Source organism: bacterium endosymbiont of Bathymodiolus sp. 5 South, assembly GCF_900128535.1.
GTDB lineage: Bacteria > Pseudomonadota > Gammaproteobacteria > PS1 > Pseudothioglobaceae > Thiodubiliella.
The window spans coordinates 1-24803 of record NZ_FQTR01000019.1 but is presented as its reverse complement, the minus strand read 5'-3'; the positions used below and the strand labels follow the sequence as shown (position 1 = coordinate 24803).

Below are 24803 nucleotides of genomic sequence, written 5' to 3'. Positions count from 1 at the left end.
TTTTAAACCCAGCCTTAGCCCTGCTAGGACAAGGTTTAAAGAAATCACCAATTGGGCAAAAATTGGATTTTACTAATCATCCCTATTTATGCAAAGGTCTCTAATAATCTTTTTTTGAATAAGGGCAAACAAGGTGGTGTTACCCTTTTTCAGCGCATCATAAATAAGGGGTCGCCTTGAATAAGCGCTACTCTTTATTATAAAACCTTGTTAAAAATATGCCTTATGCCAAGTAGAGTCAGAGAGTGATTTTTTTAGAAAATCACACAATTTGACTGGTGATATCTTCTAAGGTCGGGAGAGATAAATTAAACGATTTGGCTAATTCAAGTGTGCGTTTTAGTCTTGCGGGGGCGGATCTACCCATGCATTTGTGGGTTAAATCACCTTTGAAGGCTTGTATTATGCTTTGTTCTAATTTTTGTGCATCAAAAGTTTGCCCAGTGAGCTGGGCTTGCAGGGATAGAATATCATTTGATACTTTGCACATTAAGTTTGGGTGCTGGTTGTGTAAATCCTCAACAGTTGCCTCTTTTTCAATCAATAGACCTGCAATATTGGTGGTTAGGATATAGAGATTTTTTAAGACCAGTTCGAATAATAATTCGTCTTGAGAGGTTAACACATGTGCTGGAATATCAATCAGTGCCAATGATGCTACCAAAATTTGCGCTTTAGGTCCAAATACAGGTGAAGAAATTAACACCTTAGAATCCATGCCTTTTTTCTTCTCAAACCACACTGAAATCACTGTGGGATCAATAAAATCGTGTATCGCCCAATCGCGTGGTAACAACTCATTTTGCATCATTGCTACGCGGTCTTTCCATTCACTGGGGATGGTGTTTAGTGCGGATTGCAACTCTGCTTCACCCGTGCAAACCAAGATAAATTCAGGGTCAATCAACGAACGCAACTCGTCAATATCAGTGGCCCTGGTGATGGGGTAAACAGGGTGGTTATTTTTTAAAAAGGCGCGTGCAAATACGCTACCTAATTCGCCGATACCTAAGACAATAATGGGTTTTTTCATTTCAAAACATCTAGCAAGGTTTCGCCCATGGTTGCAGGGGTTGGCGAAATAGCCACGCCTGCATTTTTTAGGGCTTTGGTTTTATCTTCTGCCCTGCCCGAGCCACCACTAATCACGGCACCTGCATGACCCATACGCTTGCCTTTTGGTGCGCTGAGTCCTGCAATATAAGACACCACGGGTTTTGACACATTGGATTGAATGTATTCTGCCGCTTCTTCTTCAGCGCAGCCGCCAATCTCGCCAACCATAATGATAGACTTAGTTTGTTTATCGGCTTCAAATAATGCCAAACAATCAATGAAACTCATCCCACTAATAGGGTCGCCACCAATGCCAATACAAGTGCTTTGACCGAGCCCAGCTTGGGTGGTTTGATGCACGGCTTCGTAGGTGAGTGTTCCCGAACGAGAGACCACGCCAACACTACCAATTTGGTGAATATTGCCTGGCATAATACCCAGTTTACATTCATCGGGGGTAATCACACCAGGACAATTTGGACCAATCAAGGTTGAGTTTGAATCTTTTAAAATTGCTTTAATCTTAAGCATATCTTGCACGGGGATGCCTTCAGTGATACAAGCGATCACAGGTATTTGTGCCTCAATCGCCTCAACAATTGAAGCGTAGGCAAAACGCGGCGGCACATAAATCATCGTAGCATCAGCGCCCGTCTCATTCATCGCCTCAATAACGGAGTTAAATACTGGTAAGTTTAGGTGTGTTTGTCCACCTTTGCCAGGGGTTACACCACCAACAAACTGTGTGCCGTAAGCAATAGATTGCTCTGAATGGAAAGTGCCTTGTTTGCCAGTAAAACCCTGAGTAATGACACGGGTGTTTTTATTAATCAGTACACTCATTTTGATTGCTCCTGAGATAATGCCACAATTTTGATGGCAGCTTGAGTTAAGTCTGCCTCAGTATAGATATTATATTTAGACCCACTTAATAATGCCAATCCTTGTTGCGCATTTGTGCCTTCCAAGCGCACGACAATAGGCAGACTCAACCCTACCTTTTCAATGGCTTGTAAAATACCCTCAGCAATTAAATCACAACGCACGATACCCCCAAAAATATTCACCAAGACACCACCTACATTTGCCTCAGTCTGAATCAACTCAAAGGCTTTAGCGACCCTTTGTGCAGTTGTGCCTCCACCTACATCTAAGAAGTTAGCGGGAGAGCCGCCATGATGCTCAATCAAATCCATGGTCGCCATGGCCAGCCCCGCACCATTGACCATGCAGCCAATGGTGCCATCTAGCGAAATATAATTCAGTTGATATTCGCCGGCTTCTTTTTCTTTTTCATCTTCTTGAGAAGTGTCACGCAATTCTATGATATCTTCGTGGCGATATAAGGCATTATCATCAAAATCAATCTTACCATCGAGTGCTAATAAAGTATTTTCCACTGTAACAATCAGTGGATTAATTTCAATTAAACTGGCGTCTTTAGTGGTAAAAATTTCGTACAGACTTAGTAAGGTTTGGTTAAATTGTTCAGTTAACATCTCTGTAAGATTAAGTTGCTGGGCGATAGAATCACAATCTTGCAAGCTGAGTGTTCCAAGTGGGTCAACGCCAAATTTAATAATCTTATCAGGTGTTTCACTGGCAACTTTTTCAATATCCATGCCACCTTCAAGTGATGCCAAAACTGTAATTTTTTGTGTTTGTCTATCCACCAGCAAACCCAAATACAGCTCTTGTTTAATATTTTGCCCTGCCTCAATTAGTAGCTGGTTAACGGGTAAACCCTTGGCATCGGTTTGTGGAGTGATGAGTTGTGAGCCTAATAATTTTTCACAAGCGTTTTCCACCGCTTCAACATCATAACAAAGTATCACACCACCACCTTTGCCACGACCCCCTGCATGTACTTGTGCTTTTACCACCCAAATACCACCACCCAACTCTGAGCAAGCCTTACTTGCTTCTTTGGTGTTGGCAATTAAAACCCCTTTGGGTGTTTTAATATTGTTGCGGCTAAATAATGTTTTAGCTTGATATTCGTGTATGTGCATAATGTTTATTTTTTTTAATCAGAGTCAAGAACCAGTCAAGAAAATAATATTAATATAAATAACTGATTTATAATGTATTTTAAGTTTAAATGTATAATATTTTTGGTAAAAATCAAGAACCAGTCAAGAAAATTTTATACCCAAAATGGATAATATCCACTTCTAGGGCTTTCTGTATCAGCAATTTTTATTAATCCTTCTGATAAGGCATTTTTAATCACTTTAGTGACTTGAGACTCATTACCTTTTTTAACACCAAATCTGGTGCATAAACCAGAATTTTTTAATTTCTTGCCACTAATGTATTTGATGACTGCATGTTGATAACAAGCTCTAATTCTTTCTTCTGTTGTTAAATCTGAAAATGGTCTATAGGCATACAAAATCACCTGTGTAGAGTTATCATATGTCCTAAATATTGGCGCAGGTAATTGAGCCTCTTCTACGCTATAAATAATCTTATCCATGTCACTTCCTTGCTCCTCGCAAAGTTTCATACGCCTCATAAGTCCTGCCAATCCTTCATTTCTTGATCTAGGCGGTAAGTCAATTATTCTGTCAATATCGTTTAACGATTTTCCTGGATTAGTAACTTCTAAACGATTGTTGAATAATTCAACTTGAGGTCCAGCACCTGTAATAGTCATATCCTGATGAATTAATGCATTTGCAATAATTTCTCTAATTGCTATTTTTGGAAAAGGTGCGTTGGTTTGACGATAAACTTCTCCAATGGTTTCACTATTTGGTAATAAATCGTTGATATAGGTAACCAAGCCTTCAAGGGCGATTGCGTAACCTCTTGACCCCTCTTTTCTGTGGCTAACGACCTCTGCCTTATTATCACCATTGTAAGCAGTAAAGCGCACCCCTTTTCTTGCAATAGATACACCAAAGTCATTTAAATTATTGGCTAGCAATAATGCACCCAGATTAAGAATATTCCATTTATTGCCTATATCTTTCTTAACAATATTATCCTTCTCAAGATATTGCAATTTCTCATCAATATTTTGAGGTGGGGTTTGGCTAATCAATTTAAAATAAACCTCGCAAGCAAGATAACTTAACACTTCATCAGCAGTTAAAAACTGTTTTGCGACTTCCTGTTCCCAAGTATAGGTCTGCAAATTTTTCATCAGTATTCGCATCTTATCAAGATGATCTGATAATTTAGGTGTTGCGCTACCAATTCTTACATAGGCCGTTCCATTAAACTCAATTGGCGCTATGGTTGTTGCAGGGATTTCCAATATCACAATATTGCTATCTTGGTGTGTAACTAATCTAAAATCACAATGTATAGAAGGATTTAATGCTTGAGATAATTTGAATTTTGTTATGTTTTCATCGTTAGGATTAAAATTAGTGCCGATAATACGACCATCATCAGAAACCCCCCATAAAATATAAGCATGATCTTTGTTAAGAATGCGAGCAGAATTGGATAATGCTGAACATAATTTTCCAATTACCTTGGGATCGGTGTTATTGCCCTTAAATTCTAAACATTCGTTTTCTTTGTTATTTAGAAGTGCGTTTATTAATTCTATATCTCTTTGTTTTTCCATAATTTTTATTTTTAAATCACACCTCCATTAAATCTTTTTCAAGCAAGGGCTGTTTTCAATCATTTGTGGTTATTTTACAAACAAAATCTAACATAGTTTAAGTAAAATGGATGTTTTAATTTATTCTGGTCTCTTTAAAAATGGCAAATTACTCTACCAGTCAATTCAAAAATGGCTTAAAACTTATGTTAGGCGGTAACCCTTGTTCGATTATCAGCAATGAGATTCGAAAGCCCGGCAAAGGGCAAGCGTCTAACCGAGTTAAACTCAAGGATTTGATAACGGGCAAGACTTTGGAAAAGACTTTTAAATCTGGCGAATCTGTAGAGGGTGCGGATGTGATGGAGCTAGATTTACAATATCTTTATAACGATGGCAGTCAGTGGAATTTTATGGATCCAGATTCTTTTGAACAATACGCGATTGACGACAGCGCTATGGATGATGCTAAGGGTTATTTGGTAGAGCAGGATATGTGCGTGGTGACGCTGTGGAATGATAACCCGATCTCAGTGACACCGCCAAACCATGTGATGCTTGAAGTGGTAGATACCGACCCAGGGCTAAAAGGTGATACAGCGGGCACAGGTGGCAAACCTGCGATGATGAATACGGGTGTGGTGGTACAGGTGCCCTTATTTATTAGTATTGGTGAAAAAGTCAAAGTAGATACACGCACAAATGAATATGCGGGACGCACTTAAAAAATATGGGTGTTTTTTAGCAAATATACGGCAATTTTTCTCTGAGCGAGCGGTTGTTGAAGTATGTACGCCTCAATTATTAGACTATCCCGTTACCGATGTTTATATTGACAGTATTGCATTGCAAGTCAATAAGGACATTGGACTTAAATCAAAATATTTGCACACTTCGCCTGAATTAGAAATGAAGAAACGACTGGCACAGGGTAGTGGGGATATTTACCAGATTTGCCAAGTGTTTCGTGATAATGAGCAAGGGATACAGAATTTTAACGAGTTTACAATGTTAGAATATTATCGCTTAGGATTTGATATCCATCAACTGATGGATGACATGACAGATTTGCTTAAATCCTTAGGCTTTACTAGGCCTGCAATGCAGTTGTCTTATGCGCAAGCATTCAGCGAGTTTGCTAATATTGATATTTTAAAGACGGATTTTGATGGCTTAAAAAAAATTGCCACAGCGCATGATTTATGTCCTGATTTTGAATGGATTGAAGATTTACAGATTTTGCTGTTTACTGCATTGTGTGAGCCAAAACTGGAAAAAATCCCCCTTTGTTTTATTTATGATTATCCCGCAAGTCAATCTGCTTTAGCTAAAGTACAGGGGCAAGTGGCATCTCGATTTGAGATGTATATGTATGGCGATGAGGTGGCAAATGGTTATGATGAATTACAAGATGCACAGGATTATCAAAAATGTTTTGAGTATGAAATTAATAAGCGTTTGGTTTTAGGCAAAACACCCGTTGCTATTGATAAAGATTTTTTGTCAAATCTGCAAAATTCCTTGCCACAATGTTCAGGGGTTGCTATTGGGTTAGAGCGATTACTATCAAATCTGTTAAAATGAGCATTATGATTCGATTCTTCTTATTATTGTTGAGCTTAAATGTAGGTGCTTTGCAATTCTTTCAGCCTACAGATGGGCAAAATACCGTTAAACAAAAACTAGGGCGCTCTGAGCAACCACCCCCAACGACACCCATCCTAACACAACTCAGTAAGGATGCAAAAAGTGGCAATATAAGAGCACAACTAAGTTTGGCAAGAATGTATCATCGTGGTATCAATGTTACAAAAGATACGAAGTTGGCGTTTTATTGGTATTCCCAAGTTGCTGAATCTGGCTATTCTACAGCGCAGTTTAATTTGGCAGAACTGTATGATAGCGGGGTTGGTACTGAGAAGAATTTAAAACAGGCAATATTTTGGTATGCAAAGGCAGCGCAACAAGGTTTTATAGCTGCACAATATAAATTAGCCACAATATATCACTCTGGAAGAGGGGTAGAAGTTGATGATGTGAAAGCTCGTTATTGGTATACAAAGGCTGCCAAACTTGGGTTGGCACCTGCTCAGTTGGCACTAGGTAAACTGTATGACAAGGGAGAAGGCGTGGCAAAAGATTTGGCAGCGGCACAACATTGGTATGAAGTAGCAGCTGTGCAGTCAAACGCCGAAGCACAATATTATTTAGCCGATTTATTTGAGCGTCAAGCCAAATTTTTTCAAGCATTGTTGATGTATCAACAATCAGCAGCACAAAAGTTTACTAAAGCACAATTGCGTTTGGCTCAACTATATTATCAAGGTCGTTTAAGCGAGAAAGACGATGTTGAAGCGCTTAAATTGGCATTAATAGTTGCTGAAAAAGGTAATGTTGAGGCGCAATTTTTGGTGGCACGCATTTATCATTCTAGCCTGCAAGTTAAGCAAAATTTAACCAAAGCAAAATATTGGTATAACAAGGCTTTTAAGCAAGGCCATGCATCGGCAGAATCTTTTTTAAAACAGATTAATGATAAGACAGCGAACGATAAAAAGACTGATGGTGATAGGCAAACAGGAAAAATTTTAGTAAAACTGCCGATTAAATCGACAGAAAATCCTATTATTACGACAATACCCGATGTGAAAACAATCAAGCGTTCGTTATTAGATAATATGAAAGCGGACAATGAAAATATTAAAAAATTAACGCTGAGTGCTGAAAAAGGCAACGCAATAGCACAGCATAACCTGAGTATCTTGTTCAGTATTGGCGCATTAGTGCCAAAAAACGATAAAAAAGCTTTCACATTAATGCAAAAATCAGCCAGACAAGGCGCGGCAAAGTCACAAAATTCTTTAGCAATGATGTATTTTAAAGGCATTGGCGTTAAAGCGAATTATCAATCGGCGTATTTTTGGGCTGCCTCTTCTGCCAAACAAGGCAACCAAGAAGGCAAGAAGATTTTGGCGTATATCAGTAAATATAAACAGCCATGAAAGATAAATTTTGGCAGGAGTTATCTTTATCCGAGATGACGCGGACACAGTGGGAATCTTTGTGTGATGGTTGTGGGCGTTGTTGCCTGCATAAAATTGAGGACGAAGACACCAATGAAATTTATTTTACCGATGTGGCTTGTCGTTATCTTGATGAAGAAACTTGTCAATGTCCACACTACAAGATGCGTCAATCAAAGGTGCCAGATTGTTTAACCATTTATCCCAATTGGGGCAAGAAGTTCTTATGGCTACCAACAACTTGTGCTTATCGCTTGTTATCTGAGAACAAGCCATTGTTTGATTGGCATCCGCTGATTAGTGGTGATGTAAATTCAGTGCATTTAGCGGGAATTTCTGTGCGTGGACGCACTTATAGAGATGATGAAATTCCGCAAGAAGAAGTTTATAAACATGTTATTAATTGGGTAGAATAACACAAAGTTTTTATTAAGGAGACCTTTGCATAAATATGAACAATCATCAAAACACCATTTTTCACCAACTTGACAATTTTATAAAACACAGTCATAGCTTTGCTATGACTATATTTCATAAAATCACCAAGTCGGCAAAACTTGTCATTTTGCTAATCATTCCTACTTATGCAAAAGTCTCTAAGGAGTATTTATTGTGAATAATCACACCAACTTTTTTAAAGTCTTAATATTGAGCTGCCTATTTTTGGCAAGCACTGTATTTGCTGCGTGGCCACATGAAGATATTTCTCAAGCCGTGTTTGCTAAATCCGTAAAAGACAGAGCGCCTATTGATATAATAACAGAAGCCGATAATTCTTTAGGTAAAATCTATTTTTTTACCAATATTCGTCATTTAAAAGGCGATAAAATTACCCATCGCTGGTCTTATAAAGGCAAAGTTAAGGCGGAGATTGATTTTGATATTAAGGGTAATCGCTGGCGTGTATGGTCAAGTAAAAACTTGTGGCATAGATGGACGGGGCAGTGGAAGGTTGAGGTTATTAATCAAAATAACCAAATTTTATTAACAAAAACATTTGAGTATAAAAAAGAAGATGAATAAAGTAGTACTTGCCTATTCAGGCGGATTAGACACCAGCATTATTGTTAAATGGCTACAAGACACTTATCAGTGTGAAGTGGTTACTTTCACGGCTAATATCGGACAGGGTGAAGAAGTAGAACCTGCGCGCGCTAAGGCAAAAGCCGCAGGCGTTAAAGAAATTTATATTGAAGATTTGCGTGAAGAATTTGCCGCGGACTTTGTCTTCCCAATGTTTCGTGCAAATGCTATTTATGAAGGTGAATATTTGCTCGGCACTTCTATTGCTCGTCCACTAATCTCCAAACGATTGGTTGAGATCGCTAACCAAGTGAATGCAGATGCCATCAGCCACGGTGCAACGGGCAAGGGCAATGACCAAGTGCGTTTTGAACTGAATGCTTATGCCTTAGACGCTAATATTCAAGTCATTGCCCCATGGCGTGAATGGGATTTGTCTTCGCGTGAATCATTAATGGATTATGCACAAAAACACGGTATTGAAATTGATTATCAAAAGCAAGATAAAAAATCCCCTTATTCAATGGATGCAAACTTATTGCATATCTCTTACGAGGGTGATATTTTAGAAGACCCTTGGGCGGAGCCAGAAGAGGATATGTGGCGTTGGACGGTATCGCCTGAAGACGCCCCTGATAAAGCTGAATATGTAGAACTGAGCTATAAAAGAGGCGATATTGTTGCTATTAATGGTAAGACAATGAGCCCAGCCAGTGTTATGGAAGATTTAAATCAGCGCGCAGGTGCACACGGTATCGGTCGTGACGATATTGTTGAGAATCGTTTTGTCGGCATGAAGTCGCGTGGTTGTTATGAAACACCAGCTGGAACAGTCATGCTAAAAGCACACCGAGCCATGGAGAGTTTAACGCTGGATAGAGAAGCAGCACACCTTAAAGATGAACTGATGCCAAAATATGCCAATATGGTTTATAACGGTTTTTGGTTTGCGCCAGAGCGTGAAATGTTACAAGCTGCTATTGACCAAACACAAGCGGTGGTGAATGGAGAAGTGCGTTTGAAGTTTTACAAAGGTAATGTGATTGTGGTTGGTCGTCAATCTGACAATTCACTGTTTAGTGAAAAAATTGCTACTTTTGAAGATGATGAGGGTGCTTATGACCAAAAAGATGCAGCGGGTTTTATTAAGCTTAATGCATTGCGTTTACGCTTAAAGGCTTTGAAATAAGGAGATAGAAGTGCATAATGAAGAATATGAATATGCAGGTTTTTGGATAAGGGTCGGTGCAACATTCATTGATGTTTTCTTGCTTAGTATAATCCTCCTGCCATTGACAATGATGGTATATGGTGATTTAACATGGAAAAGAGAGGGATTGATTTTAGGCTCTGCTGATTTTTTAATAAATTATGTATTGCCATTTGTTGCAACCATATTGTTTTGGCTTTATAAATCTGCCACCCCTGGGAAAATGGTATTAAATATAAAGGTAGTTGATGCCGATACCGGTGAAAAATTAAGTGTTGGGCAAAGTATAGGGCGATATTTTGCCTATATTCCAGCAATGGCAATATTGATGATAGGTATTATTTGGGTGGTGTTTGATAAAAGAAAACAAGGGTGGCATGATAAATTAGCAAAAACGGTCGTTATTCGGAAGCGTAAAAAATGATTCTAAAAAAGTAGAGTTTAAGAAATAGAAAACAAAAAAAACCCGAGCATTGCTCGGGTTTTTTGTATTTTGGAGGCCGGAACCAGAGTCGAACTGGTCTGTAAGGCTTTGCAGGCCCCTGCATAACCGCTTTGCTATCCGGCCAAGGTAGTAAAAAAGGCAGTAGTAAAAAAAAGCCTGTTCTCACAGGCTTTTAAAATTTGGAGCGGGAAACGAGATTCGAACTCGCGACATTCACGTTGGCAACGTGATGCTCTACCAGCTGAGCTATTCCCGCATAAGCGATATATTATAATGTGTTTTTTGCTAGGATTTGAATGTTTTTATTCCTTCTTTTAAATAAATTAATCCGGAGTATAAAGTTAAAAAAGTTGCAGAAAATAACAAGAACACGCCAATCTCGAAACTTGGCAACCCAAAGAACGGCTGCTGATAAAGCAAAAACAGAATGGCAAAAATTTGCACAAAAGTTTTTACCTTGCCAATGAATGAAACATTAATGGTTGAGCGTTGACCAACAGTACTCATCCATTCCCTCAGTGCTGACACCAAAATTTCTCTAGAAATAATAATCAACGCACAAACACCAATATACCAATGCGTATTGCTAGGATAGTAATCAACCAATAAAACTAAGGCTGTTGAAACCATTAATTTATCCGCAACAGGGTCTAAAAAAGCCCCTAATTTTGAAGTCATATTTAGCTTTCTTGCCAAATATCCATCCAAATAATCTGTCATGCTAATGGCAGCATAAACACCCGTTAGTGAAAAATTAATCCAAGTGAATATCGGTGTATCTGTATAAGTAGGCTGACAATAATACAAAACTACAAAAAGCGGAATTAACGCAATTCTTGATAAAGTTAAAATATTTGGTATTGTCATCATAAAGATATCTTATCGGTATAAACAAAAAACCCCTGCATATTTACGCAAGGGTTTTTTAAAATATGGTGCGCCCGGCGGGATTCGAACCTGCAACCGCTCGGTTCGTAGCCGAGTACTCTATCCAGTTGAGCCACGGGCGCAAAATTTTTGTTTATTAAGCTCAAACTACTGTCAGGTGTAAAGAATACTAACTGACATCAAACGCTTTGTATTTCACGCCTCTAAACAAAAATTACAAATAAGGCGTAAATTACTGTGTTGTTTATTTCTAAACAAGGTAAGAAATTATACGCATAATTTTTTGATGATTTGCTCTAATTTTGCAACCCTTGAGCCTTTGAAAAGAATGGTGCAATCTGTGTGTTGTTTAAGTGTTGCCAGTAGTTCTGCTTCATTGTTAAAGTTTTGTACGCCATAGTCGGATTGAAAACTATACAGTTGATTAATATCCAATGATTTTGCAAAGTCACCAATTTGGCGGTGATAGGCATCGGATTTATCGCCTAATTCTGCCATTTTCCCAAGCACAGCAATTTTTTTACCAGTAAAACTGTTCAACACTTTCAAGGCATATTTACTAGAACTTGGACTGGCATTATAAGAGTCATCAATAAGGGTTAAATTAGATTTTCGAATAATATTTAATCTGCCTTTTTCAGCTTGTGTTTTTTCTAAACCCTGTTTGATTAGTTTAATATCAATTCCTAGTGCGTAAGCACAGGCGCTGGCTGCTAAGGCATTATCAATATTGTGCCTACCAAGGAGTTGTAAGATTACTGTTACTTTGTTATCAAAAATATTTAGATCAAAACTGTTATTGTTGATATTACTAGCAAAAATATTACCACCCTCGCCAAAACTAACATCGCCTGTAAAAGAAGTTTGGGTGTTGACAATATTTTTAGAGTGGTTTGAATAAATCTCACCTTTGGCTTTAACCAAATTATTAAAGCCACCAAACTCACCGATATGTGCATCAAGCGTGTTGGTGACTATGGCAATATCAGGGCTGGCTATCTCACGCAGATGGGCAATTTCACCCAAATGATTCGCCCCCATTTCAATGACAGCGTATTGGTGTTTTTCTGCTAATCTAAGCAAAGTCATCGGCACACCGAGGTGGTTGTTAAGATTGCCTTTAGTCGCTAAAGTAGGTGCCTTTAATTGAAGAATATTTTTCAACATATTCTTGAGTGTGGTTTTGCCGTTACTGCCTGTAATTGCAATCACTTTTGGCTTAATATTGTGCAAGTGCCAAGTGGCAATTTTGCTGAGTGCATCTTGCGTGTTTTCCACCACCAAAGTGGGCAAACTTGATTTTACTTTTTTACTAACCAGTAGTGCCACCGCACCCATTTTTTGCGCTTGTTTTACATAGTCGTGTGCATCAAAATTATCCCCACACAAAGCAATAAATAATGCACCATCCATACGCTTTCTGGTATCGGTACAAACATCCTTAAAGGTGACATTGTTTATGTGAATTGTATCAATGCTCAATATTTGAGCGATGGTGTGTGTGTTAGATAATAACATTATTTTGTTTGCTCTATTTTTAGAGTATTCTCCATTTTCCCTTAAAAAACCACCTATAGTTAGTTTTTTTTAGGTATCATTCATGCCCGAAAACTATCTACTAGTTTTTTTAAAAATAATATAATAAAGGGGTAATAAAATGAAAACACAATTAAAGGTAATTGCATTGTCGGTTTTAGTCGCTACATCAGTTCATGCAAAAGAAAGCAAGGGTATATATTTTGGTTTAGGTATGGCTCAATCGAAAATCAGCACTAGTTATGACGAAACTTCGGAATACAAAAAAAATAATTGGAAAGCATTGATTGGAATGCGCTTGAACAGCAACTGGTCGATTGAAGGGCAGTATACTAATTTTGCTAAAGACTTGTTTATGAATACAAGCATAGCCGCAGACGGCACAAAAACAACAAAAGAAGATGCCCTATCTGGAAAAAGTTTTGGTGTGACCGGACTTTATCATTTTAATCCGCAGGGAAGCTATTCACCTTTTGTGAAGTTAGGTTGGCATCATTGGAGTTTTAAAAACAAAGAAAATGTAAGTGCAAGTGGTAATCATGAATTTTATGGCGTTGGTCTAGATGGGAAAATTAACGAGACAATCAAATATCGTGTTGAGTTTGAGCGTATGAATTTGGGCAATACTGATATGGATAATATTGGTGCTAGCCTGTTGTTTGGTTTTTAAATAAATAAAAACAACTTTTATAAAAAGCCTTGTGAGAAACGGGGCTTTTTTTATGGATGTTGCTATAATATTGTCAAACTAATAAGTGTGGTTTATTGGTTGTTTTCATCAGCAATTTTCCATTTACCTTTTTCTGAAAAAGCTTCAATGGTTTGGCGTTTGGCTTTATTGATAAGGTTAGAGTGTGATATTTGGTATTTTTTGGCGTAATCTACTAAAGAGATAATTTCTTTGCCTTCTAAATATGCCAAGCGTTTGTGGTAACTATTGGTGAGTGCTTTGCCGATAATGTTTTCCATAGTCTTGGTTTTTGCTGATTGGTTAAATTCATTAAAGGCGGTGTAGTAATCCGCCCTATCAATAAATTTAATGTTAATCGGTACAAAGCCATCACGCATCAGTAGGTAATTATTTAGCACTCTGCCAATTCGTCCATTGCCGTCAATAAAGGGATGAATTTGTTCGAAATTTAAGTGAAATAGGGTAATACGCTTAATGATATGTTCGTTATTTGTGGCAAAGTAAGTGGCTAATATTTTGTGTAATTCGGTAATAATTTTTTCAGGGGCAATGGCAATATGATTGCCAACACGCACCCATTCGTCTTTTTTTCGCCATCTGCCAGCAGAGTCATCATCAATATTGGCTAATAACATTTGATGCAGTGATAAAATAATTTCTAAAGTGAGTTCTGATTGTGTGGCTTTTTTGTCAATATAGTCCACCACTCTAGCAAGATTTTTTGCCTCAAATAATTCTCGCTCAGAAATATATTTATCTAAATCAATTTGTAATAAAACTTTTTCGGTGTCGCCTAGAGTTAGCGTCGAGTTTTCGATGGCGTTTGAGTTATAAACTTGCTCTCCAACCTCGGTTTCTGAAATTAAATCCAATAAGGCCTGCTTGCCTTGATAGACTTGGTAATAGCGCTTGCGAAGGCGCTGGATGTTTTCAAAGATTTCTAAAGTTTTTGCCATAATTTACCATTATAACCGTTAAAAACAGTTTTATTTTATAATTTTTAATGATTATATAGAGTATAACAGTTAAATATAAAATGAAAAATCCAAAGCTATAGGTTGTTTTTTGTCTTTATTGCTGGTTTTTTAACTTTTTTAATCTTATACCCTCAATAATGGCAGCGAGAACAATGTCTTTGTCGTTTGATTCGATGGTTTTGTCTCTGAATATTTGGGTGGTTTCATGACCTTTCCCAGCAATGAGTAGACATTCATTGTCACCCAAAGTGATCACAGCTGTTTCAATGGCGAGTTGCCTGTCTAGGGTAATATCTACTTCATAACTGTCGTCAATACCATCAAGGATATCATTAATAATAGCCTGAGGGTCTTCATTTCTTGGATTGTCGTTGGTCAAAATAAGTGTGTTGGCGTGTTTGGATGCAATCTTACCCATTTTTGCGCGTTTGTCTTGGTCACGATTACCGCCACAGCCAAATACCACTCGAATGTCGTGTGTTGGGTAATGTTGTTGTAAGGTGCAAATGGCATTCTCAATAGCATCTGGTGTGTGAGCGTAATCTATCCATATTAAATGATTGTCAATTTTCTGCATTCGACCTAAAGGCGGTTTGAGTTTGTGTAGCAATGGAATAATTTTTTCTGGTTTAAATCCAAAGGTTTTGAGTGTATTGAATGCTGATAAAACATTCAGTAAGTTGAATTTAGCTAAAAAAGGCACTTCAAAAATATGATGTTGTAAGGTGACTAAAAAGCCTTGTTCGGTTGGTCGAATATCATCAAAATCATCCAAACCAAAATCGATAATTTCCTTGCCTTTGGCAGCGACTAAGAAATCAGCATAATGTGTGTCATCGCGATTAAGAATCGCAAATTGGACACTGGCTAATGAGAACAATCGCGCTTTGGTTTGTTGGTAAGTTTTCAAATCTTGGTGATAATCTAAATGGTCTTGTGTGAGGTTGGTAAATACTGCGTGGGTGATACGCAGTCCCGCAATTCTGTCTTGGTCAATGCCATGTGATGATACTTCTAGCACAGCTGTTTTAATACCATCTTTCCTGTAACCATCCAATGTACGATACAGAGTCAAAATATCAGGCGTGGTTTGCTCAGAATGTTGATTAGAATGACTAATGCCAAGTGTGCCAATGAGTCCATTTTTGATGTCTAAGTGTGCTAATAATTGTGAGATAAAACAAGCCACTGAAGTTTTACCATTCGTACCAGTAATACCAATTACATCTACCTTTAAAGCATCCACATACATCTGTTGTGCTAAGGCAACTAAGTGTGTGGATAGGTCGTCAATACGAATGGTAGGCACACCACATTCAATGTCTTTTGAATCAATTAATATACACACACATCCTTTGTCAATAGCCTGTTCAATGTAGTCTGTACCATGACCTGTTGTGCCTTGTAAGGCAACAAAGACATCGCCATCTTGCACTTGCTGTGAATTGAGACATAAACCTTGAACAACAAAGTCAAAATTAGTCGGCGTGATATTGTGAAGGAGTTTTTGAATATTCATGTGGGGTATTATAAGAGAAGTTCGGTAAATAACAGACTATTTAAGAATATTATAATCTACTGATAGTTTTGTAATTTATGTTGAGATAGAGTAGAATTTCGAACCTTTATTATTTCAAGAAGGGCAAAATGGCTTTAACGCGTAGAGAGTTTATCAAGGTATTGGGCGCTGGTTCGGCAGCAGGTTTGATTGGTGGTTGTGGTAATAATGCCGATAAATTGTCTTCTCAAGACAATAGGTATGAAGTCGCAAAGACAGGTAATGCGCGTATTTTGCATATTACCGATACCCATGGTAATTTGTTGCCGAACTATTTTCGTGAGCCGAATGTAAACCTTGGTTTTGGATCTACTTTTGGGCAGTTACCACATGTGGTGGGCAATAAATTACTCAAAGAAATTGGTGTTAAACCCGGTTCGCCAGAAGCTTATGCTTTTACTTATAACAACTTTGAAGATCTTGCGGCTAAATACGGCAAAACAGGGGGTTTTGGGCAAATCAAAACTGTACTGGATTCACTTAGAGAAAGTGCAGGCGGTGTACAAAATACATTGACCTTAGACGGAGGTGACACTTGGCAAGGTTCAGGTACTTCACTTTGGACACGCGGTGCTGATATGGTTGAAGCCTGTAATCTGCTGGGTGTTGATGTAATGGTTGGACACTGGGAATTTACTTATAAAGAAAAAGAAGTACTTAAGAATGTTGGCTTTTTTAAAGGGGATTTTTTAGGTCAAAATGTGCGCATCTTAGAAGACGCTTTGTTGGGTGATAAATACATTTCCATGACAGAAAAATATGACGGCAGAGGGCTTTACAACGAAGATGATGCACTGCCATTCAAACCTTATGTGATTAAAAATGTGGGCGGACATCGCATCGCAGTCATTGGTCAAGCATTCCCTAGAACATCCAATGCAAATCCACAAAAATACTTTTTCCCAGACTGGTCATTTGGCTTGCGTGAAGATGAAATGGCTGAATTAGTGGCTGATATTCGTGAAAATGAGAAGCCAGATGCGGTGATTGTAATTTCTCATAATGGTATGGATGTGGATATTAAGATGGCATCGCGCGTGGTCGGTATTGATGCTATTTTTGGTGGACATACGCATGACGGTATGCCAAAACCGATTGAAGTGAAAAATTCAGGCGGTGTTACCGTGGTTACCAACGCAGGTTGTTCGGGTAAGTATATTGGTGTGATGGATTTGGACATTAAAGATCATAAAGTGATAGGTTATAACTACAAAATGCTACCGATTATTACCAACTTAATTAAACCTGATGCCACAGTTGTGTCATATATTGACAAGATGCGTCAAACTAAATACGATAAAAATGTGGTTGAAGCACGCAGCAGTACGATGAGCAACAACCCAGATCGTGTAGGCAAAACTTTTGATACAATTTTGACTGAAAAACTTTGTACCACTGAACAAACCCTTTATCGTCGTGGTAATTTTATGGGTACTTGGGATCAAGTATTGGTTAATTCACTACGCGAGGAGCACGATGCGGATTTTGCAATGTCAGCGGGTGTGCGTTGGGGTACATCAGTACCAGCAGGGTATGATGTTACTATGGAAGACTTAATGACCAATACTTCAATGACTTATGGTGAAACTTATGTGACTGAATTAAAAGGCTCACAGTTGAAAGAGACCTTAGAAGGTATTGCTGAAAATTTATTTGTGCAAGACCCTTATCTGCAGTCAGGTGGCGACATGGTGCGTATGGGTGGGCTGGATTACACCATTGACCCTGCACAAAGTTTAGGCAATCGTATTAGTAATATTGTTGATGATGAAGGTACACCTATTGATGCAAATAAATCTTATAAAGTATCTGGTTGGGCACAAGTTGGTTCGGTGGGTAATGGGCGTTTGATGTGGGATGTGGCAGCAGATTACTTACGCAAACAAAAACATCTTAACCTTAAAAAGGTAAATCATCCAACGATTAAAGGTGTGAAAAATAATCCAGGCATTGAAAACTATGCAGGAAAAATTATTTAAATTGTATGGTAGTTTTAATTAAAAATACCTTCAAGAACCTTTGGTTTCGAGATCTACAAGAGGAGGCGATACACATCAATGATGCTGCTGTGCGTGTGCGTGCTGGTATTTTGTTGATTATTCCAATTTATATGGTATTTACTTTAATTAGCGTAGTGTATGGTCCGCATTGGGTTGTGGCAGAAAATACGATTGCAATGGATACATTTGAAACTAATTGGGAGGATCAAATCGTTTATCAAGTGGAAGCAACAAGAAGAGTTTATGATTATTCATTCCAAACCAAACTACTTATTTATGCTTTGTTTGAAATGCTATTAAGTTTATCGATTATCGGTTCTAGGTTTTCGCCGACTATTTTATTGTCAAGCTTTTTGACACTGGGCAAAGATCCTGTGTGGAAGCCACTTGGACCAAAGCGTTGTGCATGGCTAATGGGCGCGAGTTTTATTTCTGTATGTATCGTGTTTTTTAATCCAGATGCAGTGGCATCATGGGTAAACAGTTTACTGGGTACCAGTATCCCTGTTGATGAAAATTATGTGCCTTCTTGGTTGGCGTTGAATTTAGTATGGATATGTTTGTTATTTATGTGGTTAGAGGCAATTATCGGTTATTGTGCAGGTTGTAAACTTTATGCAATATTAGCGCATGCAGGCCTTGTTAATCGTCATTGCGAAGCTTGTGATAACATTGATTGGGATGAAATAAAACGCAAGAAGCAAACAAAACTAGACAAGAAAAATAAGACCTAAATGCTAAGACTGTTAAAGTCTCTCGCCTTATTTTTCTTGTTGATAGGCGTGTCAATCGCAGATGTGGTCAAACCCGCTTTGGTGGAAATCTCCATCTATCCTGATAAAAAAGTTGAAGTTGTTATTGACCTTAGTCTTGAGGCGGCAATGACAGGTATTGGTACACAATATAAAAACACCACTGATGCACCAACCGCAGCTGAGTATGACGAATTGCGTGCGTTAGCACCTGAAGTTTTACGCCAGCGTTTTAAAAATTTTGAGACGAAATTTTTAAACGAACTCCAGCTAAATATTAATCATCAAGTGCAAAACTTGCATTTAGGAAATATTAAAATAGATATTGTAGGCTACAAAAAACGCCCCAGAAAAACCCTACTTACTTACACCACACAACTTCAAGAACGGCCAAAAACTTTGTCATGGCAATACAACAAGGACTACGGTGACAGTGCTTTGCGTTACCAAGTGTTTGAAAAAAATGAATATAACTGGAGTCAATGGTGGTGGTTGCGCAATGGCGCAACCAGTGGGGTGATTGATATTAACCACCCAGAACCAATAACAACCATGCAAAGAATGCTAAAATTTGTCAGTATTGGTTTTGACCATGTTATTCCATTAGGTTGGGATCATATTCTATTTATTATTGGCATGGCATTGTCTTCATTGATGTGGCGACGACTGTTGTTATTGGTCAGTACTTTTACACTAGCGCATACTTTAACATTGGGTTTGGCAATGCTTGGTATCGTAGAAATATCAGGGCGAATCATTGAGCCACTGATTGCTTTTTCAATTGCTTATGTGGCAATTGAAAATTTATTACCCAACCCGTCTATCAAGCGAAAAAGTATCATTGTGTTCTTATTTGGATTGGTGCATGGGCTAGGTTTTGCGAGTATGTTAAAAAGTTTTAAAATGTCGGCAGACAACTTTTTGACCACATTAATCAGTTTTAATATTGGTGTTGAATTGGCACAAATTATGATTGTGTCAAGCGTGGTATTACTTTTATTTTTCATAAAATCACTGAATTTAAATTATAAAAAAATAGCCATTGTCCCAACCTCAATTGTTATTTCTTTAATTGGAGTTTGGTGGGGCATAGAACGAATTATTGGCTAATAATTCTACCACGCCTCCTATTAGATAATTTTTGCTTGCATTAGGGTGTGAGTGTTGATAGCACCAACGACCTGATTATTTTTATCAACCACAGGCAGTGAATTTAGATTAAATTCATCCATCATTGCCACTGCTGCCATTGCAGGTTTGTCGGCTGAGATGGATTTGCAATTTTTAGTCATCACTGCGCCGATGGTAATGTCTTGAATATTTTGTTGCCCTTCTAGAGAGTTGCTGTTTGGTGCTAGTGTTTCTAGTACACGGCGCAGGTCACCATCAGTAAAAATACCTTGTAGAGTCTTACCATGAGTAATTAACACCATACCGAGTGCCTTTTGGCTCATTATTAATAAGGCGTCTAATAATTGGGTATTGCTACTTACGATAGGCACATCGTTGCCAGTTTTCATAACGCTATTAACAAAAGTTAGTAAGCGTCTGCCAAGTGCACCACTAGGGTGAGAGCGGGCGAAGTCATCTGGACTAAAGCCTTTGTTATTTAGCAAACTGATTGCCAAAGCATCGCCCATGGCTAACGCCACTGTGGTGGATGAGGTGGGTGCTAAGTTGTGCGGGCAAGCTTCTTTTTCTACGCCAACATCTAAATGGACATTGCTGATCTTTGCAATAGCAGAATCTTTGTTGCCCGTCATACCGATAATAGTAACGCCAAGGCGTTTAATGACTGGGACAAGCGTCATAATTTCATCAGATTCGCCCGAATAAGAAATGCAAATAGCAATATCATTTTGTTCAATCATACCCAAATCACCGTGCCCTGCTTCAGCAGGATGTACTGCAAAAGCGGGTGTGCCAGTAGAGGCAAAAGTTGCAGCAATCTTATTACCAATATGTCCTGATTTACCCATACCAATTAAAATAACCTTGCCTGTGCAGTTTTGAATAAGTGTACAAGCATCTACAAAACTTTGGTCAAGTTTCTCGGCTAGTTGAGTAAGGGCTTGTGCTTCGGTAAGAATAACTGACTTGGCAGAATTTAATAAATTATTTGGCATAGAGTAAGTGGACATATTTAGTTGATATAATGGAGACCTTTGCATAAATAGGAACAATCATCAAAAACCCACTTTTCACCCACTTGGTGATTTTTTAAACCCAGCCTTAGCCCTGCTAGGACAAGGTTTAAAAAATCGCCAATTGGGCAAAAATTGGATTTTACTAATCATCCCTATTTATGCAAAGGTCTCTAATAGTGAATTTTATCTAAGTTATATTGTAATGAGTAAGGAAAAAACTAAAATTTTATTTGTTTGTATGGGTAATATTTGTCGCTCACCAACTGCTGAAGGTGCTTTTCACTCGCAAATGCAAAAGCGGGGTGTGCAAGATTTGTTTGAGATTGATTCAGCAGGAACACATGCCTATCACATTGGTGAGCAACCTGATTCTCGCTCCCAAGTTGCAGCACATCAATACAATGTGGATTTATCTAGCCAGCGTGCCAGACAAGTGCATGAGTCAGATTTTTATCATTATGATTATATTTTTGCGATGGATGGTAGTAATTTAATGGACTTGCAAGATATTTGCCCACCAGAGCATCAGCATAAGCTTGCTTTAATGCTTGATAATATTCCAAAAAATAAGGGCAAAGGTGTGCCTGACCCATATTTTGAAGGGCGTTTTGATGAGGTATTTGAGATGCTAAATCGTGCCAGTAGTTTTTTGTTGGGTAAGTTGGTAAAAAAAACATAAAACATATTGACTAGAATTATCCAACACAGTATAATCACGCCCTTTATTGCTCTAACAAACATAAGAGTGATTAATATTAATGAAAATTATTTAGAGATTTTTGGAGAACAATATTTATGTCAACAGTTAATCAATTAGTGCGTAATCCACGCAAAAAGAAGATGACAAAAAGTGGTGTGCCAGCATTAGACAGTTGCCCACAAAAGCGTGGTGTATGTACTCGTGTCTATACCACAACACCTAAGAAACCTAACTCAGCACTCAGAAAAGTTGCTCGTGTTAGACTAACCAACGCTGCTGAAGTTACGACTTATATTGGTGGTGAAGGACACAACTTACAAGAGCACTCAGTGATTTTGATTCGTGGTGGTCGTGTTAAAGATTTACCTGGTGTTCGTTACCATACCGTTCGTGGCGCATTAGATACGGTTGGTGTTGATGGCAGAATGCAAGGTCGTTCAAAATATGGCACTAAAAAACCAAAGAAATAAACTTATTTAAAACAAGAGAAATACAACTATGAGAAGAAGATCCGCACCTAAAAGAGAAATCCTACCAGATCCGAAGTTTGGTGATTTAGTATTGGCTAAGTTTGTCAACATCTTAATGTTAGATGGCAAAAAATCTGTAGCTGAGAAGATCGTTTATGATGCATTAGACACAATTGAGTCTAAAGGCAATGCCGAGCCAATTGAGACTTTCAAACAAGCACTAGATAATATTGGGCCAGCAGTTGAGATTAAATCTCGTCGTGTGGGTGGTTCAACCTATCAAGTGCCTGTGGAAGTCAGGTCTGAGCGTAAAATTGCCTTGGCAATGCGTTGGATTATTGAAGCCTCACGCAAGCGTGGTGAAAAAGGTATGAAATTAAGATTGGCAGGTGAAGTATTGGACGCAGTTCAAAACCGCGGCACCGCATTTAAGAAAAAAGAAGATACGCATAGAATGGCAGAAGCAAACAAAGCGTTTGCTCACTTCCGCTGGTAAATTTAAGGATTTAAGAAAATGGCAAGAAATCACCCCCTAAGTCGCTATCGTAATGTCGGTGTTATGGCACACATTGATGCTGGTAAGACAACTACTACTGAACGCGTACTTTTGTACACAGGCCGTACTCACAAAATTGGTGAAGTCCATGATGGTGGTGCAACCATGGACTGGATGGAGCAAGAGCAAGAGCGTGGTATTACGATTACTTCTGCAGCAACGACTTGTATGTGGAAAGGTATGGACGAGCAGTTTGAAGAGCATCGTATCAATATTATTGACACTCCGGGACATGTTGACTTTACCATTGAAGTTGAGCGTTCTCTTAAAGTATTAGATGGTGCACTGGCTTTATTTTGTGCGGTGGGTGGTGTAGAGCCTCAGTCTGAGACTGTTTGGCGCCAAGCCAATAAATACAATGTACCAAGAATTGGTTTTGTTAATAAAATGGACAGAGCGGGCGCTGATTTTTTGCGTGTTTGTGAGCAAATTAAAGTTCGTCTAGGTGCAAATCCAGTACCAATGCAAATTGCCATCGGTGCTGAAGAAGACTTTAAAGGTGTGGTTGACTTAATCACCATGAAAGCCATTTATTGGAATGAAGCAGACCAAGGCGCGACTTATGAAACTAAGGATATTCCAGCAGAGTTGCAAGATTTAGCAGATGAAAAGCGTGAATTTATGATTGAATCTGCCGCAGAAGCCAATGATGAGTTAATGGAAAAATATTTGGAAGGTGGTGAATTATCAGCTGATGAAATTAAAGCAGGTATTCGCTCTCAGTGTATTGGTAATCATATTATTCCAATGTTTTGTGGTTCGGCTTTTAAGAATAAAGGCGTACAGGCAGCATTAGATGCAATCATTATGTATATGCCATCACCACTAGATGTGGATGCAATTGAAGGTATTTTGGACGATAAAGATGAAACCAAAGCGCCTAGAAAGGCTGACGATGATGAGCCATTTTCAGCATTAGCATTTAAGATTGCAACTGACCCATTTGTAGGTACACTGACATTCTTCCGTGTATATTCTGGTGTGTTAAAGGCAGGTGATTTTGTCTACAATTCGTCCAAGGGCAAGAAAGAGCGTATCGGTCGTATGGTGCAAATGCACTCAAACGAACGCGATGAAATTAAAGAAGTGCGTGCTGGCGATATTGCGGCAGCGATTGGACTTAAAGATGTGACCACGGGTGACACATTGTGTGACATGAAAGAGAAAATCGTATTAGAAAGAATGGAATTCCCTGAGCCCGTTATCGCCTTAGCAGTTGAGCCTAAAACCAAAGTTGATCAAGAAAGAATGGGTATTGCCTTAGGTAAACTTGCTGCTGAAGATCCATCATTTCGTGTTTCAAGTGACGAAGAGTCAGGTCAAACGATTATTGCGGGCATGGGTGAGCTTCATTTAGATATTATTGTTGATCGTATGCGCCGTGAATTTGATGTTGAATGTAATGTTGGTGCACCACAAGTTGCCTATCGTGAGGCGATTACTACAATGGTTGAACATCAGCATAAATTTGCCAAACAATCAGGTGGTCGTGGTCAATACGGACATGTTTATCTACGCATTGAGCCACAAGAGCCCGGTACGGGTTATGAGTTTGTTGACGAAATTAAAGGTGGCGTGATTCCTAAGGAATATGTGCCTGCGGTTAACAAAGGTATTCAAGAGCAAATGGAGAACGGCGTTCTAGCAGGCTTCCCATTGGTTGATATGAAAGTGACTGTTTATGATGGTTCTTATCATGATGTTGACTCAAATGAAATGGCATTTAAGATTGCCGCATCCAAGTGTTTGAGCGAAGGTGTTAGAATGGCAAATCCACAGCTACTTGAGCCAATGATGGCCGTTGAAATTGTTACCCCTGAAGAATATATGGGTGATGTAATGGGTGATCTAAACAGACGCCGTGGTCTGGTGGGTGCGATGGAAGACCTGCCTAATGGCAAGCAATTAAAAGCAGATGTTCCATTAGCAGAAATGTTTGGTTATGCAAATGACCTTCGTTCTGCAACGCAAGGTCGTGCAAGTTATTCAATGGAATTTTCGAAGTATACCGCAGCACCGAAAAATGTTGCCGATGATGTCATCGAAAAATTAAACAAATAACACAAAGTACTCAGGAGTAATAATATGTCAAAAGAAAAATTCGAAAGAACCAAACCCCATGTCAATGTAGGTACAATCGGCCACGTTGACCACGGTAAAACAACTTTAACAGCAGCAATAACTAAGGTTATGGCTGAGGCGAATGGTG

The 24803-nt window shown here is 38.6% G+C and carries 26 protein-coding genes and 3 tRNA genes; 17 read left to right on the top strand and 12 right to left on the bottom strand.

The genetic code is table 11. The annotated features are described in order from the left end of the window. Positions 1-262 precede the first annotated feature (262 nt). From BBROOKSOX_RS03550 to BBROOKSOX_RS03535, 4 genes are all read right to left on the bottom strand, one after another. Complete coding sequence (locus tag BBROOKSOX_RS03550; RefSeq protein ID WP_139659786.1) at positions 263-1033, bottom strand: hypothetical protein; 771 nt, start codon at positions 1031-1033, stop codon at positions 263-265. After that, entirely contained in the window at positions 1030-1899 is an 870-nt protein-coding gene (sucD, locus tag BBROOKSOX_RS03545; protein WP_139659785.1) for a succinate--CoA ligase subunit alpha, read from the bottom strand. Before sucD ends, BBROOKSOX_RS03550 begins: the two co-directional genes overlap by 4 nt. Further along, positions 1896-3068: an ADP-forming succinate--CoA ligase subunit beta gene (sucC, locus tag BBROOKSOX_RS03540; RefSeq protein ID WP_139659784.1), complete on the bottom strand. Its 1173-nt coding sequence runs from the start codon at positions 3066-3068 to the stop codon at positions 1896-1898. The genes sucD and sucC overlap by 4 nt, the downstream gene beginning before the upstream one ends. A gap of 134 nt (positions 3069-3202) precedes the next feature. Next, positions 3203-4639, bottom strand: a complete 1437-nt coding sequence (locus BBROOKSOX_RS03535; protein ID WP_139659783.1) for an ATP-binding protein — start codon at positions 4637-4639, stop codon at positions 3203-3205. 140 nt (positions 4640-4779) lie between these two features. Here BBROOKSOX_RS03535 and efp point away from each other — a divergent pair, with 140 nt between their 5' ends. From efp to BBROOKSOX_RS03495, 8 genes are read left to right on the top strand one after another with little or no spacing between them, the layout of a single operon-like run. After that, positions 4780-5343, top strand: a complete 564-nt coding sequence (gene efp / locus BBROOKSOX_RS03530) for an elongation factor P (protein WP_139659782.1) — start codon at positions 4780-4782, stop codon at positions 5341-5343. Next, a complete protein-coding gene (gene epmA / locus BBROOKSOX_RS03525) occupies positions 5321-6202 on the top strand; it encodes an EF-P lysine aminoacylase EpmA (protein ID WP_139659781.1) in 882 nt (293 codons plus the stop codon). The genes efp and epmA overlap by 23 nt, the downstream gene beginning before the upstream one ends. Next, positions 6199-7620 (top strand): tetratricopeptide repeat protein, encoded by a 1422-nt coding sequence (locus tag BBROOKSOX_RS03520; RefSeq protein ID WP_180324242.1) that lies wholly within the window; start codon positions 6199-6201, stop codon positions 7618-7620. The genes epmA and BBROOKSOX_RS03520 overlap by 4 nt, the downstream gene beginning before the upstream one ends. Beyond that, positions 7617-8057, top strand: coding sequence for a YcgN family cysteine cluster protein (locus tag BBROOKSOX_RS03515; protein ID WP_139659779.1), 441 nt, complete (start codon positions 7617-7619; stop codon positions 8055-8057). Before BBROOKSOX_RS03520 ends, BBROOKSOX_RS03515 begins: the two co-directional genes overlap by 4 nt. A gap of 35 nt (positions 8058-8092) precedes the next feature. Further along, positions 8093-8257, top strand: a complete 165-nt coding sequence (locus tag BBROOKSOX_RS03510; RefSeq protein WP_180323832.1) for a hypothetical protein — start codon at positions 8093-8095, stop codon at positions 8255-8257. Continuing rightward, a complete protein-coding gene (locus BBROOKSOX_RS03505; protein WP_139659778.1) occupies positions 8254-8664 on the top strand; it encodes a DUF2914 domain-containing protein in 411 nt (136 codons plus the stop codon). Before BBROOKSOX_RS03510 ends, BBROOKSOX_RS03505 begins: the two co-directional genes overlap by 4 nt. Beyond that, positions 8657-9853 (top strand): argininosuccinate synthase, encoded by a 1197-nt coding sequence (locus BBROOKSOX_RS03500; RefSeq protein ID WP_139659777.1) that lies wholly within the window; start codon positions 8657-8659, stop codon positions 9851-9853. Before BBROOKSOX_RS03505 ends, BBROOKSOX_RS03500 begins: the two co-directional genes overlap by 8 nt. A gap of 10 nt (positions 9854-9863) precedes the next feature. Next, the gene (locus BBROOKSOX_RS03495; RefSeq protein ID WP_139659776.1) at positions 9864-10298 is read left to right on the top strand and encodes an RDD family protein; all 435 of its coding nucleotides are present in this window, start codon (positions 9864-9866) and stop codon (positions 10296-10298) included. Between the two features lie 70 nt (positions 10299-10368). On the opposite strand, the gene BBROOKSOX_RS03490 is transcribed toward BBROOKSOX_RS03495, so the two are convergent. The 5 genes from BBROOKSOX_RS03490 to BBROOKSOX_RS03470 all read right to left on the bottom strand — a co-directional run bounded on the left by BBROOKSOX_RS03490 (position 10369) and on the right by BBROOKSOX_RS03470 (position 12725). Continuing rightward, positions 10369-10442 (bottom strand) — tRNA-Cys (locus BBROOKSOX_RS03490). Positions 10443-10499: 57 nt separating this feature from the next. Further along, positions 10500-10575, bottom strand: a tRNA-Gly gene (locus BBROOKSOX_RS03485). Positions 10576-10604: 29 nt separating this feature from the next. Continuing rightward, positions 10605-11189, bottom strand: coding sequence for a CDP-diacylglycerol--glycerol-3-phosphate 3-phosphatidyltransferase (gene pgsA, locus BBROOKSOX_RS03480; protein ID WP_010646299.1), 585 nt, complete (start codon positions 11187-11189; stop codon positions 10605-10607). A 63-nt stretch (positions 11190-11252) separates the two neighbouring features. Then, a tRNA-Arg gene (locus tag BBROOKSOX_RS03475) sits at positions 11253-11329 on the bottom strand. Between the two features lie 145 nt (positions 11330-11474). Then, on the bottom strand, positions 11475-12725 hold the full coding sequence (locus BBROOKSOX_RS03470) for a UDP-N-acetylmuramoyl-tripeptide--D-alanyl-D-alanine ligase (RefSeq protein ID WP_139659775.1): 1251 nt from the start codon (positions 12723-12725) through the stop codon (positions 11475-11477). A 139-nt stretch (positions 12726-12864) separates the two neighbouring features. On the opposite strand from BBROOKSOX_RS03470, the gene BBROOKSOX_RS03465 reads away from it, so the two are divergent. Continuing rightward, on the top strand, positions 12865-13413 hold the full coding sequence (locus BBROOKSOX_RS03465) for a porin family protein (protein WP_139659774.1): 549 nt from the start codon (positions 12865-12867) through the stop codon (positions 13411-13413). 92 nt (positions 13414-13505) lie between these two features. Here BBROOKSOX_RS03465 and BBROOKSOX_RS03460 read toward each other — a convergent pair whose 3' ends face one another. After that, positions 13506-14390, bottom strand: coding sequence for a Fic family protein (locus BBROOKSOX_RS03460; protein WP_139659773.1), 885 nt, complete (start codon positions 14388-14390; stop codon positions 13506-13508). Positions 14391-14505: 115 nt separating this feature from the next. Then, a complete protein-coding gene (locus BBROOKSOX_RS03455; RefSeq protein WP_139659772.1) occupies positions 14506-15930 on the bottom strand; it encodes a UDP-N-acetylmuramoyl-L-alanyl-D-glutamate--2,6-diaminopimelate ligase in 1425 nt (474 codons plus the stop codon). Between the two features lie 128 nt (positions 15931-16058). On the opposite strand from BBROOKSOX_RS03455, the gene BBROOKSOX_RS03450 reads away from it, so the two are divergent. From BBROOKSOX_RS03450 to BBROOKSOX_RS03440, 3 genes are read left to right on the top strand one after another with little or no spacing between them, the layout of a single operon-like run. Beyond that, complete coding sequence (locus BBROOKSOX_RS03450; protein WP_139659771.1) at positions 16059-17948, top strand: 5'-nucleotidase C-terminal domain-containing protein; 1890 nt, start codon at positions 16059-16061, stop codon at positions 17946-17948. Positions 17949-17953: 5 nt separating this feature from the next. Then, entirely contained in the window at positions 17954-18703 is a 750-nt protein-coding gene (locus tag BBROOKSOX_RS03445) for a DUF4395 domain-containing protein (RefSeq protein ID WP_139659770.1), read from the top strand. Next, positions 18704-19831, top strand: coding sequence for a HupE/UreJ family protein (locus tag BBROOKSOX_RS03440; protein ID WP_257607752.1), 1128 nt, complete (start codon positions 18704-18706; stop codon positions 19829-19831). 20 nt (positions 19832-19851) lie between these two features. On the opposite strand, the gene BBROOKSOX_RS03435 is transcribed toward BBROOKSOX_RS03440, so the two are convergent. Further along, positions 19852-20847: a KpsF/GutQ family sugar-phosphate isomerase gene (locus BBROOKSOX_RS03435; protein ID WP_139659787.1), complete on the bottom strand. Its 996-nt coding sequence runs from the start codon at positions 20845-20847 to the stop codon at positions 19852-19854. A 142-nt stretch (positions 20848-20989) separates the two neighbouring features. On the opposite strand from BBROOKSOX_RS03435, the gene BBROOKSOX_RS03430 reads away from it, so the two are divergent. The 5 genes from BBROOKSOX_RS03430 to BBROOKSOX_RS03410 form a co-directional block, all read left to right on the top strand. Continuing rightward, the gene (locus BBROOKSOX_RS03430) at positions 20990-21547 is read left to right on the top strand and encodes a low molecular weight protein-tyrosine-phosphatase (RefSeq protein WP_257607751.1); all 558 of its coding nucleotides are present in this window, start codon (positions 20990-20992) and stop codon (positions 21545-21547) included. Between the two features lie 116 nt (positions 21548-21663). Further along, on the top strand, positions 21664-22038 hold the full coding sequence (gene rpsL / locus BBROOKSOX_RS03425; protein ID WP_010646275.1) for a 30S ribosomal protein S12: 375 nt from the start codon (positions 21664-21666) through the stop codon (positions 22036-22038). Between the two features lie 28 nt (positions 22039-22066). Beyond that, a complete protein-coding gene (gene rpsG / locus BBROOKSOX_RS03420; protein WP_010646273.1) occupies positions 22067-22534 on the top strand; it encodes a 30S ribosomal protein S7 in 468 nt (155 codons plus the stop codon). A gap of 18 nt (positions 22535-22552) precedes the next feature. After that, on the top strand, positions 22553-24655 hold the full coding sequence (gene fusA / locus BBROOKSOX_RS03415) for an elongation factor G (RefSeq protein WP_139659768.1): 2103 nt from the start codon (positions 22553-22555) through the stop codon (positions 24653-24655). A gap of 24 nt (positions 24656-24679) precedes the next feature. Continuing rightward, the coding region (locus BBROOKSOX_RS03410) for a GTP-binding protein (protein ID WP_237731611.1) at positions 24680-24803 on the top strand (124 nt) is incomplete at its 3' end.

Coding starts and splice junctions, on each gene's coding strand:
- BBROOKSOX_RS03550 (WP_139659786.1), bottom strand. CDS start 1,033: ATGAAAAAACCCATTATTGTCTTAGGTATCGGCGAATTAGGTAGCGTA.
- sucD (WP_139659785.1), bottom strand. CDS start 1,899: ATGAGTGTACTGATTAATAAAAACACCCGTGTCATTACTCAGGGTTTT.
- sucC (WP_139659784.1), bottom strand. CDS start 3,068: ATGCACATACACGAATATCAAGCTAAAACATTATTTAGCCGCAACAAT.
- BBROOKSOX_RS03535 (WP_139659783.1), bottom strand. CDS start 4,639: ATGGAAAAACAAAGAGATATAGAATTAATAAACGCACTTCTAAATAAC.
- efp (WP_139659782.1), top strand. CDS start 4,780: ATGGCAAATTACTCTACCAGTCAATTCAAAAATGGCTTAAAACTTATG.
- epmA (WP_139659781.1), top strand. CDS start 5,321: ATGAATATGCGGGACGCACTTAAAAAATATGGGTGTTTTTTAGCAAAT.
- BBROOKSOX_RS03520 (WP_180324242.1), top strand. CDS start 6,199: ATGAGCATTATGATTCGATTCTTCTTATTATTGTTGAGCTTAAATGTA.
- BBROOKSOX_RS03515 (WP_139659779.1), top strand. CDS start 7,617: ATGAAAGATAAATTTTGGCAGGAGTTATCTTTATCCGAGATGACGCGG.
- BBROOKSOX_RS03510 (WP_180323832.1), top strand. CDS start 8,093: ATGAACAATCATCAAAACACCATTTTTCACCAACTTGACAATTTTATA.
- BBROOKSOX_RS03500 (WP_139659777.1), top strand. CDS start 8,657: ATGAATAAAGTAGTACTTGCCTATTCAGGCGGATTAGACACCAGCATT.
- pgsA (WP_010646299.1), bottom strand. CDS start 11,189: ATGATGACAATACCAAATATTTTAACTTTATCAAGAATTGCGTTAATT.
- BBROOKSOX_RS03470 (WP_139659775.1), bottom strand. CDS start 12,725: ATGTTATTATCTAACACACACACCATCGCTCAAATATTGAGCATTGAT.
- BBROOKSOX_RS03465 (WP_139659774.1), top strand. CDS start 12,865: ATGAAAACACAATTAAAGGTAATTGCATTGTCGGTTTTAGTCGCTACA.
- BBROOKSOX_RS03460 (WP_139659773.1), bottom strand. CDS start 14,390: ATGGCAAAAACTTTAGAAATCTTTGAAAACATCCAGCGCCTTCGCAAG.
- BBROOKSOX_RS03455 (WP_139659772.1), bottom strand. CDS start 15,930: ATGAATATTCAAAAACTCCTTCACAATATCACGCCGACTAATTTTGAC.
- BBROOKSOX_RS03450 (WP_139659771.1), top strand. CDS start 16,059: ATGGCTTTAACGCGTAGAGAGTTTATCAAGGTATTGGGCGCTGGTTCG.
- BBROOKSOX_RS03445 (WP_139659770.1), top strand. CDS start 17,954: ATGGTAGTTTTAATTAAAAATACCTTCAAGAACCTTTGGTTTCGAGAT.
- BBROOKSOX_RS03440 (WP_257607752.1), top strand. CDS start 18,704: ATGCTAAGACTGTTAAAGTCTCTCGCCTTATTTTTCTTGTTGATAGGC.
- BBROOKSOX_RS03435 (WP_139659787.1), bottom strand. CDS start 20,847: ATGCCAAATAATTTATTAAATTCTGCCAAGTCAGTTATTCTTACCGAA.
- rpsL (WP_010646275.1), top strand. CDS start 21,664: ATGTCAACAGTTAATCAATTAGTGCGTAATCCACGCAAAAAGAAGATG.
- rpsG (WP_010646273.1), top strand. CDS start 22,067: ATGAGAAGAAGATCCGCACCTAAAAGAGAAATCCTACCAGATCCGAAG.
- fusA (WP_139659768.1), top strand. CDS start 22,553: ATGGCAAGAAATCACCCCCTAAGTCGCTATCGTAATGTCGGTGTTATG.